Source organism: Ruegeria sp. G5, assembly GCF_056533365.1.
Genome location: NZ_JBQFOK010000006.1, coordinates 1 through 14,966, shown reverse-complemented (window position 1 = coordinate 14,966; position 14,966 = coordinate 1). Strand labels below are relative to the sequence as shown.

Sequence of the window (14,966 nt, the reverse complement as noted above, 5' to 3'; positions counted from 1 at the left end):
CACGGGAACGAAAGGGTTCGCAATGGCTGAAAATCCCCTGATCCACGACAGCGACGCGGGTATAGAACGTCTTTTGGAAATCATGCGTCGTTTGCGGGACCCCGAATCCGGCTGTCCGTGGGATATCGAACAGGATTTCGCCACTATCGCCCCCTACACAATCGAAGAGGCTTATGAGGTCGCCGACGCCATCGAGCGTGAAGCCTATGACGAATTAAAGGGCGAGTTGGGTGACCTGCTGTTTCAATCCGTCTTCCACGCGCAAATGGCCGAAGAAGCGGGTCATTTCACCTTTCAGGACGTGGTGCGTACCATGTCGGACAAAATGGTTACTCGCCACCCCCACGTATTCGGTGACGAATCCCGCGATAAGTCCGCCGCGCAACAAACGCGGGACTGGGAAACCATCAAAGCAGCAGAACGCGCAGGTAAGGAACAAAAAGGTGCTCTGGACGGCGTCGCAGCCAACTTGCCTGCCCTTCTACGCGCCCACAAATTGCAAAAACGAGCCGCCCGTGTCGGCTTCGACTGGCCCGACGCAAGCCATGTGCTGGCCAAGATCACCGAAGAAGCCGCCGAATTGGAGGAAGCCCGCGACAGCATGGACCCCGATGCGCTCGAGGATGAATTCGGAGATTTGCTTTTCGTAATAGTCAACTTGGGTCGCCACCTTGGCATAGAACCCGAGGCCGCTCTGCGTCGTACAAACGCCAAGTTCACCCGACGCTTTGAGCAGGTCGAGGCGCGCCTTGCCGCCCGGGGCAAAACGCCCGTTCAAAGCGATCTGGCTGAAATGGACGCCCTTTGGAATGAGGTGAAAACCGAGGAACACCGCGCCAATGGCAAACTCCCGCCGGTGAAAGCGGTGAGCGACTCGTAATACGGGTAGACAACCCCGCGCGCACTTGCGAGTGTCCGACCTTCACGATGCCCGGAGACAGCCATGCCCCCTCGCAAGATCATCATCGACACCGATCCCGGACAGGATGATGCCGTCGCCATCCTGTTGGCCCTCGCCAGCCCGCAAGAGATTGAGGTTTTAGGCATAACCACTGTCGCCGGAAACGTCCCTCTGGCGCTAACGTCCAAGAACGCCCGGATCGTGTGCGAGCTGGCGGGTCATACAGAAGTATCTGTCTACGCCGGGTGTGACCGCCCACTGAAACGGCAATTGGTGACCGCGGAGCACGTACACGGAAAAACAGGTCTGGATGGACCGAACCTGCCGGATCCGAAGATGCAACTGTCGGACGGCCACGCAGTAGATTTTATCATTGAGACCCTGCGCGCCCATGAACCGGGTACCGTAACGCTCTGTCCTTTGGGGCCTTTGACCAACATCGCAACCGCGTTTGAAAAAGCGCCGGACGTTGTCGAACGCGTGCAGGAAATCGTTCTGATGGGCGGTGCGTATTTCGAGGTCGGCAACATTACTCCGACGGCAGAGTTCAACATTCACGTCGACCCCGAAGCTGCTGATATCGTTTTTAAATCCGGACGCCCAATCGTTGTTATGTCATTGGACGTGACACACAAGGCGTTGGTCACCAAGCCCCGGAATGATGCATTCCGTGCGATCGGCAACAAACCCGGAATAGCCGTCGCTGAGATGACCGATTTCTTTGAACGATTCGACAAAGCGAAATACGGCAGCGAAGGCGCCCCCCTGCACGATCCTTGTGTGACCGCTTACCTCATCCAGCCTGAGTTGTTTTCCGGCCGGCATGTGAATGTCGAGATCGAAACACAATCCGAACTGACGATGGGTATGACGGTGGCCGACTGGTGGGGTGTCACAGACCGCAAGCCTAATGCGCTGTTCGTGGGTGACCTTGATGCCGATGGTTTTTTTGCCCTTCTTACGGAAAGGCTGGCCCGACTATGAGCGCCGCACTCCGATTGGCACGCCCAGAAGATCTGGAGCGCTTGATGACCCTTGTCACCGCATTCCACACCGAGGCAGGCATCGCTCAGGACACGGATCAAACCCGAAACGCGCTAATGCCTCTGCTTGAAGGCATCCCGCACGGATGCATCTACCTGATCGGTCCCGGTCGTGCGCCGCTTGGATACATCATTATGACCTTCGGCTGGTCTGTCGAGTTCGGCGGCATGGACGGTTTTGTGGACGAAATTTACATTCGTCCAGCCGTCCGAGGTCGTGGGATCGCCTCCGAAGTCATGTTGGCGTTGCCAAAAGCCCTCGCTGGTGCCGGGCTAACCGCCCTGCACCTTGAGGTCGACCGAACCAATGAAACCGCGCAGAAACTGTATCTGCGCACCGGCTTCAAGCCGCGCGATCGGTATATGTTGATGAGCAAAAAGCTCTGATAGCAGTCTGGTATTCAGCCCCCCAGCGAATACGCGTTAGCGCATCTCGCCGCTGTACATGTAGGTGGGCGAATCCATGTGTTTTACTGGGTCCGACGCTGAAACCGACTGACCACTTACCGGATAAAAACCAGGTGCCGAGCAGGCTCCCAGAAAAACGGTGCTGATCACAGAAGCAACGATAAGGAATTTCGAACCAGTCATGGCGTTCTCCTTGTCAATAATGTGATCATGCTACGAGCGTTGGCACGCGCTCAAATAGGGAAAAGTTCACACAAAATTGCCATTATGTTGCCACAATCCTGTCAACTGTTTGCAATCGCAGCAAAAAATAATTTAAATTAATTGAGTAATCTTTACCTAACGTCACCTTTTCACAATTTTAAGGTGAGTTTAAGAAATTTTTAAACCCCACAAAGGGGTACACATCCAATCACGTGCATAGCTGATTCCCTTCGGAATCGAACCTAAGTACGAAAAAAGACCCGGCTTTCTTTGAGAAAGCCGGGCTTTGGCTAGATCTGCTGGCACTGTTATCGCTTTAAGATCGACGCGCCTGCGTATTCGGCGACTTCGCCCAGGGTCTCTTCGATGCGGATCAGTTGGTTGTACTTGGCCAACCGGTCCGACCGCGCCAATGAGCCGGTTTTGATCTGACCACAGTTCGTCGCCACGGCCAGATCGGCAATCGTGGCGTCCTCGGTCTCGCCCGAGCGGTGCGACATCACGTTGGTGTACCGCGCACGGTGGGCCATATCGACGGCGCGCAGCGTTTCAGTCAGCGAGCCGATCTGGTTCACCTTGACCAGCATCGAGTTCGCGCAGCCACGTTCGATTCCTTCAGCCAGCCGTTCGGGGTTGGTCACGAACAGGTCGTCGCCCACCAACTGCACCTTGTCGCCGATGGCGTCGGTCAGGGCTTTCCAGCCGTCCCAGTCGTCTTCGGACATGCCGTCTTCGATGGAAATGATCGGATAGTCGTTCACCAGCGCCGCCAGATAAGCCGCGTTTTCCTCGGAGGTCAGGGTCGTGCCCTCGCCCGCCAGAACGTATTTGCCGTCCTTGTAATATTCGGTTGCGGCGCAATCCAGCGCGAGGTGGATTTCCTCGCCCGGTTTGTAGCCCGCCTTTTCGATGGACTTGAGGATGAAATCCAGCGCCTCACGGGTGCTGGCGATGTTCGGGGCAAAGCCGCCCTCGTCACCGACACCGGTGGCCAGACCGGCGGCCGACAGCTCTTTCTTCAGGGTGTGGAACACCTCGGACCCCATGCGCACCGCCTCGCGGATATTTCTGGCCGAGGTCGGCATGATCATGAATTCCTGAATGTCGATGGGGTTGTCGGCATGCTCACCACCATTGATGATGTTCATCATCGGCACTGGCAGAACGCGGGCCGAAGTGCCACCCACATAGCGGTACAGAGGCTGCGTGGTGAAATCCGCCGCCGCCTTGGCGGTGGCCAGAGAGACACCCAGAATGGCGTTTGCGCCCAGACGGCCCTTGTTCTCGGTCCCGTCCAGTTCGATCATCGCCTGGTCGATAGCCACCTGCTCGGTCGCGTCAAAGCCCACCAGCTCCTCGGCGATCTCACCGTTCACGGCGGCAACGGCCTCGAGCACGCCCTTACCCATGTAGCGCGCGGTGTCGCCGTCGCGCTTTTCAACCGCCTCATACGCGCCCGTTGACGCACCAGAAGGCACCGCAGCACGGCCCATCGTGCCGTCCTCCAGTACAACGTCAACCTCAACCGTCGGATTGCCCCGACTATCAAGTATCTCCCGCGCGTGTATGTCGATGATCGTGCTCATGAGGCCCGTTCCTATGGCTGTCTCTGGTTGCAAGCCTCATACCAGCAAGCGGCCAAAAGTAAACCAACTGTCCCGCGGAGAATGACGTGGAAAAGGCCTGTTTGCGCAAACCTGCGTCGATGCGTCAGGCCATCGCCGAAATGTCGCGTGCCAGACGGCGTTCGCGTAGGAATGTATAAAGGCCGGACGATAAGATCAGCAATGCTCCGGCAATGGTCAGGGTGTCCGGGCGTTCGCCAAACATTATCATTCCCGCCGCGATTGAAAACACGAGCCGTGTGTATCGAAATGGGGTCAGGGCCGAGGCATCGCCGACCCGCATAGCCGTCACGATGCCATAGTATCCCAGCACGCTGACCGTGACGGCACCGACGAGGGGCCAGTACTGCTCTGACCCGAGGTGAACCAAAGGCTGCCCCTGCGCGATCATCAGTATCGCCCCTCCGAGGATAGCGGCAAGGTAGGCCTGCATAGCCACCACGGCTGATGCGATGTCTGCGTGCAGCTTCCGAGTGATCAGATCGCGCGCGGCGATCGCAACCACACTGATGACAACCAGCAGCGTCTCAGGCTGGAAACCGGACAGGCCCGGCCGGATGATCAGCAAAACGCCAATGAAGCCGACGAACACCGCGCTCCACCGCCGCCAACCGACTTGTTCACCCAGAAAAAGTGCGGCCCCCATCGTCACCGCCAATGGCAAGGCTTGAAAAACTGCCGCAACCGTGGACAGATCAACCAACGCCAGAGCGGTTATGAACGCGATTGCGCCGATCCCCTCACTAACGGCACGCATAACCGGCAAAGGCTGCCACGCAGCGGCGTATATAATGCGCTTGCGGGTGACGATCGCCATCCCGGCAAAGATCAGACCACAGATCAAGCCCAGAATAATCATGATCTGACCGGTCGGCACGGATACCGACAGGATTTTGATAAACATGTCCTCAAGCGCAAAGGCTGCCATCGCGCCGACAACCAGCAATATGCCGTTCACGTTGTTCATGATCTTTTCCGTCAAACAAGGCGCAGGCCAGTCTAAGAGGCGCGCTATGTCACTGAAATCTCAACCCTGGCACCCAAGCAAGCACTATCCGCTTGGGCAATTATGAATTCCCGTGCGATGACTGTTTCGGTTTTGTGATGGATCAGTCCTGTTCCAGCGGAACGCCGTACAATTCCAAGCGATGCCCTTTTAGCTTGTACCCAAGCTTGGCCGCGATTTTTTCCTGCAAAGCCTCGATCTCGGGGTCGACGAATTCAATGACCTGCCCCGATTGCATGTCGATCAGATGGTCGTGATGGTCCCGTTCGGCATCTTCGTAGCGTGCCCGCCCGTCGCCGAATTCCAACCGCTCTAGAATACCGGCCTCTTCGAACAGCTTTACCGTTCGATAGACAGTTGCAATGGAAATCCCAGAATCGACTTCGGAAGCACGCGCGTACAGCTCCTCGACATCCGGATGATCCTCGCTTTGCTGCAGCACTTGCGCAATAGTACGGCGCTGGCCTGTCATGCGCAGGCCCTTGGCTTCGCAGCGGGCGATGATCGTATCGGACATAGTGACCCTCGGGGTTTCTTCGGTTCTCTGTCTTAGTACGTCTGCGCGGTCGGCGCCACAGCAGATTTACCTCTCACGCAGCCCGTCGCAGATCAGCCCAAACCGGCAAATGGTCCGATGCGATATGCGCAGGACGTGCGTCGTGAACCCCGTGCAACACAGCCTCAAGACCTGCGCCCAGCGCTATCCGGTCCAATGCGCCAAGGGGCTGCGGGGCGGGAAAACTGGGCACTGGTGGCAGAAACCGCATGGCTGGCGCGAGATGATCCAGAATCGGTTGGCGTGACCATTCGTTGAAATCCCCTGCCCAAACGGTGGGCATCTTGTCCAGATCCTCGTCAAAGCGCCTGATATGCGTGATCTGCTGCCGGCGCGACGCAGGTAACAAACCCAAGTGCATTCCCATGACACGCAGAGGGCCAATCGGAGTGTCGAATTCCACACGCACAGCGCCCCGTGGCTCAAGTCCCGGCAGATCGTGATGACCGGTTTGCCGAACCGAGATTTTGTCGCCGCGCCATATCACTGCATTTCCGTGCCACCCTAGGCTGCCCGCACCCCCAAGATCGACGATCTGCCACCCCGCCTCGTCCAGCATGAAATGCGGAAGCGCCGCAGGGCGTGGAGGCAGGCGTTTGTCCGCCTCCTGCAAGACAACAATGTCCGCTTTCATACTGTCGATAACCTGCATCGTCCGCTGTGGTTGACGGCGAAAATCCAAACCAACGCATTTCTGAATGTTGTAACTGGCAATACGCAGTGTTGGCGGCATATGGGTCCTATCGTGTGGCTGCCCTCAAAGTGCCACGTAGATCCACGGACGCAAGGCCCTGTGCCCCCTGTTTCTGTGCCGTATTCATTATTTGAACGGTTCTTGTGCAAAACCCGACCGATGGACGCTTGCCGCATTTTGTGCGATTTCAGCTGAAGCCCGGTATCACACAAGCGTTACCCAAGGCCCTATCTTTCGAAAAGACGAGCGCCAACATGGTTTCAAACGAGGCCCAAGCAAGCAACTCGACCAAGGCCAGCATCGTCCTTGTCATGGGCGGTATGCTGTGGGGTATTTACTGGATTCCGGTGCGGTTTTTCTATGATCTGGGGTTAACCGGACCATGGCCGGGTCTCGCAATGTACAGCGCCGCACTTTTGGTTCTGGTCCCGCTTGTTTGGTCTGAGCGTCGCCAACTGGCGCTTCAATGGCGAGACCTCGTGCTAAGCGGCATGTTCACCGGAGCAGCGTTCAGTCTTTATTCCATCAGCCTTGTTTATACCGAGGTCGTCCGCTCGATCCTGTTGTTCTACCTGACACCAATCTGGGGAACATTGCTGGGCCTGTTCTTTCTGGGCGAGCGCCTGAGCTGGCAACGCTTCGCTGGGCTGATTTGCGGCGTTGGCGGCTTACTGGTCGTTCTGGGGGATTCAGGTTTTATTCCCTGGCCAAGCAACTTGGGCGATTGGATGGCGCTTGCGTCGGGCTTTTGCTGGGCTTTGGGAACGCTGGGTTTATACCGAACTGCCAGCGTGTCGGTCTCGGGGCAAATCTTTGCTTTTGTACTCGGCGCGTTAATCCTGTCGCTGATCAGCCTGTTGTTTCTGGATGGGCCGGTCTTACCGTCCGTTGAAAAAGGCGACTATCTCTGGGTTCTGCAGCTTGTGCTGCTGTCCTCATTCTACACCTTGCCAATGGTTTTCATGACCATCTGGCCCGCCACCAAGCTATCACCCGGGCGTGTGGGTCTGTTGTTGATGAGCGAGGTCGTCGTTGGCCTTGCTTCAGCCGCCGCATTCGCCGGAGAGCCCTTTGGACTTCGTGAACTTTTGGGGGCCATTTTGATCGTCAGCGCGGCCGTGTTAGAAATTCTACGAAAGTAATATGGGACGTCGCTACGTTCCGCAAAATGTCGCGTGAACGACCTCTTGTTCTGTTGGCGGGTTCTTAAGGTCCGCTGCATCGGGTTGGTCTGAATACGGGTTCGACAACACGGTATTAAACCGGTGGAACGGCTCGTAATCCCCATTTACTGCGGCCGTGATCATCTGCTCGACCCGGTGGTTGCGCGGGATATACGCCGGATTGGCCGCGCGCATTGTATCTGTTGGCAACGCTTCACGTTGTATTCGCTGTTGCCAACCTTCCGACCACTGATCAAATGCTTGCGGGTCGGTGAACTGATCCCGCGCTTTGCCGTCGCTCAAGGCGCGGAACGTATTGGTGAAATCGGCCTGATTTTGCGCCATACGGGCCAACAAATCCGATATCATCTGCTGGTCACCTGCGTCTGTGCTCAATAGCCCCAACTTGGCCCGGAACCGTGTCAGCCAGTGTTCCTGAAGCATGTCCGGCATGGCATGCACAATCTCGGTCGCTTCCTCTACGGCCGCATCTTTGTCATCCATCTGCTGGATCAAAGATGTCGCCAGTTGAGCTGCATTCCAAACGGCAATATCGGGCTGGTTGGAATAGGCATAGCGCCCCATACGGTCGATCGAACTGTAGACAGTGTTCGGGTGATAGCTGTCCATAAAGGCGCACGGACCGTAGTCGATGGTCTCTCCTGCGATCGAGCAATTGTCGGTGTTCATGACACCGTGAATGAACCCGACGCTCATCCACGCGGCAATCAACTGTGATTGGGCCTCAACCACTGCACGCAACAGTCCCATGGGGCCTTGGGCCTGAGGATAGTGTCGCTGGATCGCGTATTCTGTCAGGCTGCGCAGACTGTCCAGTTGGCCACGTGCCGCAAAGACCTGAAATGTGCCCACCCTAAGGTGGCTGCGCGCAACACGGGTCAGTACTGCGCCGGGCATCGGTCCTTCGCGCAGAACGATTTCGCCGGTTTCAACCGCGGCCAGCGCTCGCGTCGTAGGGACGCCCAGCGCATGCATGGCCTCGGACACCACGTATTCGCGCAATACCGGGCCCAGCCAAGCGCGACCATCGCCTTGGCGGCTAAATGGTGTCGGGCCCGACCCTTTGAGTTGAATGTCCCGGCGGATCCCATCCTGACCAACGGTTTCCCCCAACAACACAGCACGTCCATCGCCGAGCTGGGGGTTGTAGCTGCCAAATTGATGACCGGAATACAATTGCGCTATCGGCTCGGCCCCTTCGGGCAAAGTGTTGCCAGCAAAAACCTGCGCCATTTCCTGCGCATCACCCGGTGTGATGCCAAGAATTTTTGCCAACGCCTCGTTGAATGCGATCAGGTGCGGTGCGCGTACAGGCACCGGAGCCTGACGTGCGTAAAAGCTGTTGGCAAGCCGCGCATAGCTGTTGTCAAAAGGGATCGTAAGGGTCATGGCGCAAACATATTCCTGATCCGCGCGAATACCATAGCGGATCGCGTGCTCTCGTGCATAATCGGCGCAAATCGTATGAGGCCCCGATGACCGCACAAGAGATTATCGACCACCTTAACCTGCAACGTCACCCCGAGGGTGGCTGGTTCCGCGAGACATGGCGCGCCGACAACCCGGGACGGGCCACGGGAACATGCATCTATTTCTTGTTGGCCGAGGGGGAAAGCAGCCATTGGCACCGCGTGGATGCGGCGGAAATCTGGCTCTACCACGCCGGCGCGCCGCTGACCTTATCCCTCAGCGCCACCGAACAGGGGCCAGCGGTCGATCATTTGCTGACACCCGACCTTGCGCACGGTGCGCCGCAAATCATTGTTCCAAAGGGTCACTGGCAGGCCGCGCGCACGACCGGAGCATTCACATTGGTCAGTTGCACGGTTTCACCGGGGTTCGAGTTCGATGGGTTCGAACTGGCCCCCGCCGGGTTTGACATCCCACGCGGGTGAATGATGGATCACCGTGCTCTCATCGCTTCTCTGACCGCAGAAGAAAAAGACCACCTGCAAAGCCGGTCCAACATGGCAGGGCTGAAACATCTGGGCGTTTACCTGCTGGCTTTGACCGCAACCAGCGCCGGTATCGTTTACCAAACGCCCTTTTGGCCGGTTCTTGTGTTACCGCAAGGCGTGCTGCTGGTGTTCCTGTTTACCCTTAGCCACGAATGCACGCACAAGACACCGTTTCGCTCTGGTTGGCTGAACGAGGTCGTCGGGCATCTTGTCTCAATTCCCATTGCTCTGCCCTTTACGTGGTTCCGCTATTTTCATATGGCCCATCACAAATGGACCAATCACCCTGAAAATGATCCCGAGTTGGGCGGCAAACCCCGCCCGGATAATTGGCCCAGTCTTATGATCTACCTCAGTGGGTGGCGTTATTGGCACGGGATGGCGCGTGTCCTTATGCAAAACGCCTTTGGCCGGATCGACGCGCCCTACCTGCCGCTGCGCCAACACAAGGCTATGAGGGTTGAGGCTCGGATGCTCCTGGGCGTCTACGCGATAGCGGCCGTTAGTCTACTGGTGTCACCTTTGGTATTCTGGCTCTGGCTGCTGCCGGTTCTTTTCGGCCAGCCGTTTCTGCGGCTCTACCTGTTGGCTGAACACGGGCTGTGCCCCCCGGTCGCCAATATGCTTGAGAATTCAAGGACCACTTTCACCAACCGCCTGATCCGCTTTGTTGGGTGGAACATGCCCTATCATGCGGAACACCATGCATTTCCGAACGTACCGTTCCATCAGTTGCCGACCTTACATAGGTGGACCCAAGCGCATTTGAAATCGACGTCGGACGGGTACGGCGCATTTGCGGTGGACTATGGGCGGTCGGTTGGGCGTTAACAGACTATTCAGTGAAGTTGGGTACGAAGAAGCTGAAATTTGCGGATTTCAGATGAACCAAATCGCCGTCGTGATTTTTACCGGCCAAGCGCACAGTGCTGAACCAGAAGCGGAAACTAAGATAGCCTACCAGATTGGTTTCTAGCGCCTCTTTTTCCGTCGTAGTCAGGCCGTCCAACGCGTCCTGCCCGTTCAGCAAAAAATTACTATACTCCACCCAAAATTCGTCATCTCGATCTTCAAAGCTAAACTCTACTTGAAGAGCCTCAGTGTGTCCTTCTCCCCAGTCACCAAGGAAAGTGACACTTGCCTGGATTGGAAGAAAATATGACCGATACATACAGGCCGTCACCTGTGCACGTGTATCTAGATTTGGTGCACCTGCCGACCTTGCCCGACTAGACTCTGCGGGGAAAAAGTTGCCCGGCCTCTTATTCTCAATCGGTTTTTTTTGAAAACCACTCAGTTCCGCAGACAAGGAAACCGGGTCAAAATGTTCAGGGCAAGAATGCTCTGCCACCTGCATGGACACGTTGGTGTCAGGTGTTCTTGGAGAGACAACTTCCCACTCGCGCGCATGGGCACCTTGACTAATAACCAAGAATACCGCGCCGATTAGTAGGCCCCAAAACCTATTCATTTATTTCTCTCGCGTATTCTATACCGACGTAGAAAGACGCTCGAACATCAACAGGCATCGTGCCTTCACCATCCTTTTGGTCGAAATCGACATCCGTTGCAAAAAACTCCACTTGTGCGCGTCCGAGATAAGGGTTTCTGGGTGCTCCGAAACTACGCGCACCTGGAGCTTTGATTTCACCTTCTTCGGATAAGAGCCTTGAATGCGTGTATAAAATTCTTAGCTGATCGGTCGTCGGAGCCAGTGACCATTGCGATTGAACCACGAAGTTCCCAATTTCCCCCGTCATGTCAAATTCGGCGTTCGCAAAAGTCAGAGAACCGCTGTATTCACAAAAATAGAGTTTCCCGCTCAGGGTCAGGTCGTTAGCTTTCCCAAACCCACGTTTAGCGTTACCCGCGACAGCAAACCGTGCACTCGACACACTTTTTCGCGGCCTTGGACCAGCATCGTCTTCAACAACTTCACCCGATCTCCTTATGGTAATCGAGTTCTGGGGCAGGCTATTTTCCAGAAAAAATGGATAGAAGTTGGAGCCGGTTGCCCTTAGCCACTTTTCAAAGTGCATCGAAACAAGGGCTTCGGGCTGCTCGCATTGGGAATCCGTCTCGTACTGCAACGGGGTAGCCTCAGCCTCACTCCAAGGGCTTCCTAGACTGATCTCTAAATCCGCGCTTTCGGCCAAGTTCGCATTCGCCAAAACATACAAACACGCCAATGCAGGCACATTCAAAAACCGAAAACTCAAAAACGAAAACATATAAATTAACTTATAGGTTGTACTTCAAAATACAACCAATTCAGCCTGCGGCGACACTACTCACCACACCGCCACCAACAAGTGCTTTGACCCCGGTTGTCCCCGGGCACGAAGTCGGCAGCCCTCGGGCCACACGGACGGCGAGATAGGCAAAGGCCTGAGCCTCCAGCATGTCACCGTCCAGCCCCACCGCCTCGACCGGTTCGACCGGGCAGTCCAGCCCTGCGCGCAACATCTCCATCAACACCGGATTGCGACGGCCGCCACCCGTAACCAGCACGCGCGCGGGGGGTTTGGGGCAATGCTCCATCCCTTGCATGACGCCTGCCGCGCACATGCCGGTCAGGGTCGCCACGGCGTCGGCGTCCGACAGTTCCTGTACCAGCCTGATCATCTCGGCAAAGTCGTTCCGGTCCAAGGATTTCGGCGGCATCTTGCTAAAGAACGGCTCGGCCAGGAACAGCTCAAGCGCGCCCATCTCAACGGTTCCTTCACGGGCGAGCGCACCGTCTTTATCCATCGGAACGCCAAGGCGGGTTTGCATCAGATCGTCTACAGGGGCATTGGCGGGACCTGTATCAAAGGCCAGCAAAGCGCCGGGCGCTTCGGGCGTGTCGAAACTGGGGTCCACGTAGGTTAGGTTGCCAACCCCGCCTAGGTTCAGAAAACAAAGCGGCTCCCTCGCCCCGATCCATTTCGCGCAGGCAAAGTGAAAAAACGGCGCAAGCGGCGCACCCTCGCCGCCCATAGCCACGTCGTCGCTGCGAAAATCCCACACGACCGGCACACCCAAAGCTTGGGTCAAACCGTCGCCGTCGCCGACCTGCAGCGTCCCTCGTCCCCGTGGCTCATGCGCCAGCGTTTGACCGTGGAATCCGATCAAATCAATCTCGTCAAATTCAGACAGTGCCTCGGCATGCGCAATTGTCACCAGTTCCGCAGCAGCATCCACATCGGGCCCGTGCCACTGGCCCAAAGCCGCCCTTAAAACAGAGCGTTCGCCCTGGGAATACGCGCGATACCCACTGGGGCCAAAGCCGTGAATGCGCAGGCCGTCTGTTTCAATCACAGCAGTGTCTACGCCATCCAGAGACGTTCCCGACATTGCGCCCAATGCCCTAACGGTACCTGTTTTGCTGATCGCCCGGCCCATGCTTATCCTCGTGTATGCGTCACGCTCGTTCCGTTGGCGTGTTGGCCACAACCTGCACGGTAACGCGAACCCAAGGCAAGCCAGATCGACCGCATCCCATGCATTTCGTGCAAAAGGTGCCTTTTCCTTGCCACCCCCACCGCCTATACACTGCCCCGCAACATAAACCCAAAGGGCACGGATATGACCTACCACCCCAAATCGGATTTCATCGCCACGATGATCGAGCGCGGCTTTCTCGCCGACTGCACCGATTATCAGGGCCTTGACGAGGCGCTGATCAGCGGGGTGCAAACGGCTTATATCGGCTATGACGCCACTGCGCAGTCACTGCATGTGGGCCACCTGATGAATATCATGGTGCTGCGCTGGCTGCAAAAGACCGGCCACAAGCCGATCACCCTGATGGGCGGCGGCACCACCAAGGTGGGCGACCCCTCGTTCCGCTCAGATGAACGCCCCCTGCTAGGCCCCGAACAGATCGACGCCAATATCGCCGGGATGCAAAAGGTCTTCGCCAAGTACCTGTCCTATGACGACAGCGACACCGGCGCGCTGATGTTGAACAATGCGGAGTGGCTGGACAGCCTGAACTACCTCGATTTCCTGCGCGACATCGGGCGGCATTTCTCGGTCAACCGGATGTTGTCTTTCGAGTCCGTTAAATCGCGGCTGGACCGCGAACAATCGCTGAGCTTTCTCGAATTCAACTACATGATCCTGCAAGCCTATGACTTCCTTGAGCTGAACCGCCGCTATGGCTGTGTTCTGCAAATGGGTGGCAGCGACCAGTGGGGCAATATCGTCAACGGGATTGACCTGACCCGCCGGGTGCTGGATCAGGAAATCTATGGCCTGACCACTCCGTTGCTGACCACCAGCGATGGCCGCAAGATGGGTAAGTCGCAAGGCGGGGCCGTCTGGCTGAATGGCGATATGCTGAGCTCTTATGAATTCTGGCAGTTCTGGCGCAACACGACAGACGCCGATGTCGGGCGGTTCCTGAAAATCTTTACCGAACTGCCGGTGGATGAATGCGACCGTCTGGCCGCGCTGGAGGGGTCGGAGATCAACGAGGCCAAAATCCGCCTGGCAAATGAGGTCACTACCCTTTTGCACGGCGCCGAGGCCGCATCGACCGCCGAAGCCACCGCCCGTGAAGTGTTCGAGAAAGGCGGTGTTGGCGATGACCTTCCAACGCTGACTTTGGGTGCGGATGATCTGCCTACCTCGATCGTTCAGTTGATCGTGAAATCCGGGCTGGCCAAGTCAGGCAAAGAGGCCAAGCGCCTGATCGCCGAGAATGGGGCCAAACTGGACGACGCCCCTTTGACAGATGCAGGGATGATGATTGATGCCGGAGCGCTGTCGTCTCCAATAAAACTGAGTGCTGGGAAAAAGCGCCACGCGCTGGTACAACTGGGTTAACACCGGTCTTTCGCAAACAAAAAAAACGGCCACCCAAATGGGTGGCCGCTGTCGTTTCAGGGGTGAGATAACTTAGCCTCTGCGACCGTTGCCGTTGCTGCCACCATTGCCAGCTCCGCCACCGCCATTGCCGGCACCGCCGCCTTGGCCGTTGTTACCGCCACCGTTGCCGGTTCCAGGACCCGAACCACCGGTGTTGCCACCGCCATTTCCGGGGTTGCCATTGTTCCCGTTGCCGTTTCCGGGGCCACCGTTGTTTCCGCCATTGCCGCCACCGTTGTTTCCACCGTTGCCGCCGCCGTTGTTTCCGCCGTTGCCGCCGCCGTTGTTCCCACCGTTGCCGCCGCCGTTGTTTCCGCCGTTGCCGGAACCGCCGCCGCCATTGCCAGCGCCGCCGCCTTGGCCGTTGTTTCCACCACCGTTACCGGTTCCGGGACCCGAACCACCGGTGTTGCCACCGCCATTTCCGGGGTTGCCATTGTTCCCGTTGCCGTTTCCGGGGCCACCGTTTTTGCCACCGTTGCCCCCGCCGTTGGTCCCACCGTTGCCGCCACCGTCGTTCCCACCGTTGCCGC

17 protein-coding genes are annotated in these 14,966 nt (G+C 57.2%); 7 read left to right on the top strand and 10 right to left on the bottom strand.

Annotation, left to right across the window (positions count from 1 at the left end; translation table 11 throughout):
• Nucleotides 1-22: 22 nt before the first annotated feature.
• The 3 genes from mazG (at nt 23) to ACR0BD_RS11915 (ending at nt 2,331) form a co-directional block, all read left to right on the top strand.
• Nucleotides 23-880 (top strand): nucleoside triphosphate pyrophosphohydrolase, encoded by an 858-nt coding sequence (gene mazG / locus ACR0BD_RS11925; RefSeq protein WP_480830692.1) that lies wholly within the window; start codon nt 23-25, stop codon nt 878-880.
• Between the two features lie 63 nt (nt 881-943).
• A complete protein-coding gene (locus ACR0BD_RS11920) occupies nt 944-1,885 on the top strand; it encodes a nucleoside hydrolase (protein ID WP_480830690.1) in 942 nt (313 codons plus the stop codon).
• On the top strand, nt 1,882-2,331 hold the full coding sequence (locus ACR0BD_RS11915; RefSeq protein ID WP_480830688.1) for a GNAT family N-acetyltransferase: 450 nt from the start codon (nt 1,882-1,884) through the stop codon (nt 2,329-2,331). The genes ACR0BD_RS11920 and ACR0BD_RS11915 overlap by 4 nt, the downstream gene beginning before the upstream one ends.
• A 36-nt stretch (nt 2,332-2,367) precedes the next feature.
• On the opposite strand, the gene ACR0BD_RS11910 is transcribed toward ACR0BD_RS11915, so the two are convergent.
• The 5 genes from ACR0BD_RS11910 to ACR0BD_RS11890 form a co-directional block, all read right to left on the bottom strand.
• Nucleotides 2,368-2,535: a hypothetical protein gene (locus ACR0BD_RS11910; protein WP_480693852.1), complete on the bottom strand. Its 168-nt coding sequence runs from the start codon at nt 2,533-2,535 to the stop codon at nt 2,368-2,370.
• 329 nt (nt 2,536-2,864) lie between these two features.
• The gene (eno, locus tag ACR0BD_RS11905) at nt 2,865-4,142 is read right to left on the bottom strand and encodes a phosphopyruvate hydratase (RefSeq protein WP_480830686.1); all 1,278 of its coding nucleotides are present in this window, start codon (nt 4,140-4,142) and stop codon (nt 2,865-2,867) included.
• 124 nt (nt 4,143-4,266) lie between these two features.
• Entirely contained in the window at nt 4,267-5,148 is an 882-nt protein-coding gene (locus ACR0BD_RS11900; RefSeq protein WP_480830684.1) for a DMT family transporter, read from the bottom strand.
• A 142-nt stretch (nt 5,149-5,290) separates the two neighbouring features.
• Complete coding sequence (locus ACR0BD_RS11895; protein WP_480830682.1) at nt 5,291-5,704, bottom strand: Fur family transcriptional regulator; 414 nt, start codon at nt 5,702-5,704, stop codon at nt 5,291-5,293.
• A 73-nt stretch (nt 5,705-5,777) separates the two neighbouring features.
• Nucleotides 5,778-6,476 carry an endonuclease/exonuclease/phosphatase family protein gene (locus tag ACR0BD_RS11890; RefSeq protein ID WP_480830680.1) on the bottom strand — a complete coding sequence of 233 codons (699 nt, stop codon included), beginning with the start codon at nt 6,474-6,476 and terminating at the stop codon, nt 5,778-5,780.
• A gap of 215 nt (nt 6,477-6,691) precedes the next feature.
• On the opposite strand from ACR0BD_RS11890, the gene ACR0BD_RS11885 reads away from it, so the two are divergent.
• Complete coding sequence (locus tag ACR0BD_RS11885) at nt 6,692-7,579, top strand: DMT family transporter (protein ID WP_480830678.1); 888 nt, start codon at nt 6,692-6,694, stop codon at nt 7,577-7,579.
• 12 nt (nt 7,580-7,591) lie between these two features.
• Here ACR0BD_RS11885 and ACR0BD_RS11880 read toward each other — a convergent pair whose 3' ends face one another.
• Entirely contained in the window at nt 7,592-9,010 is a 1,419-nt protein-coding gene (locus tag ACR0BD_RS11880; RefSeq protein ID WP_480830676.1) for a protein adenylyltransferase SelO, read from the bottom strand.
• Between the two features lie 86 nt (nt 9,011-9,096).
• On the opposite strand from ACR0BD_RS11880, the gene ACR0BD_RS11875 reads away from it, so the two are divergent.
• Both ACR0BD_RS11875 and ACR0BD_RS11870 read left to right on the top strand, forming a co-directional pair.
• Nucleotides 9,097-9,516: a cupin domain-containing protein gene (locus ACR0BD_RS11875; protein WP_480693864.1), complete on the top strand. Its 420-nt coding sequence runs from the start codon at nt 9,097-9,099 to the stop codon at nt 9,514-9,516.
• Nucleotides 9,517-10,410: a fatty acid desaturase gene (locus ACR0BD_RS11870; RefSeq protein ID WP_480830674.1), complete on the top strand. Its 894-nt coding sequence runs from the start codon at nt 9,517-9,519 to the stop codon at nt 10,408-10,410.
• 4 nt (nt 10,411-10,414) lie between these two features.
• Here the strand turns inward: ACR0BD_RS11870 and ACR0BD_RS11865 are convergent, their stop codons facing one another.
• From ACR0BD_RS11865 to ACR0BD_RS11855, 3 genes are read right to left on the bottom strand one after another with little or no spacing between them, the layout of a single operon-like run.
• Nucleotides 10,415-11,050, bottom strand: coding sequence for a hypothetical protein (locus tag ACR0BD_RS11865; protein ID WP_480830671.1), 636 nt, complete (start codon nt 11,048-11,050; stop codon nt 10,415-10,417).
• Nucleotides 11,043-11,810: a hypothetical protein gene (locus ACR0BD_RS11860; RefSeq protein ID WP_480830669.1), complete on the bottom strand. Its 768-nt coding sequence runs from the start codon at nt 11,808-11,810 to the stop codon at nt 11,043-11,045. The genes ACR0BD_RS11865 and ACR0BD_RS11860 overlap by 8 nt, the downstream gene beginning before the upstream one ends.
• Nucleotides 11,811-11,850: 40 nt before the next feature.
• On the bottom strand, nt 11,851-12,963 hold the full coding sequence (locus ACR0BD_RS11855; protein ID WP_480830666.1) for an anhydro-N-acetylmuramic acid kinase: 1,113 nt from the start codon (nt 12,961-12,963) through the stop codon (nt 11,851-11,853).
• Between the two features lie 183 nt (nt 12,964-13,146).
• Between ACR0BD_RS11855 and tyrS the strand changes: the two genes are divergently transcribed.
• The gene (tyrS, locus tag ACR0BD_RS11850; protein ID WP_480830664.1) at nt 13,147-14,391 is read left to right on the top strand and encodes a tyrosine--tRNA ligase; all 1,245 of its coding nucleotides are present in this window, start codon (nt 13,147-13,149) and stop codon (nt 14,389-14,391) included.
• A gap of 72 nt (nt 14,392-14,463) precedes the next feature.
• Here tyrS and ACR0BD_RS11845 read toward each other — a convergent pair.
• A partial coding sequence (locus ACR0BD_RS11845; protein WP_480830662.1) for a hypothetical protein occupies nt 14,464-14,966 on the bottom strand: 503 nt, incomplete at its 5' end.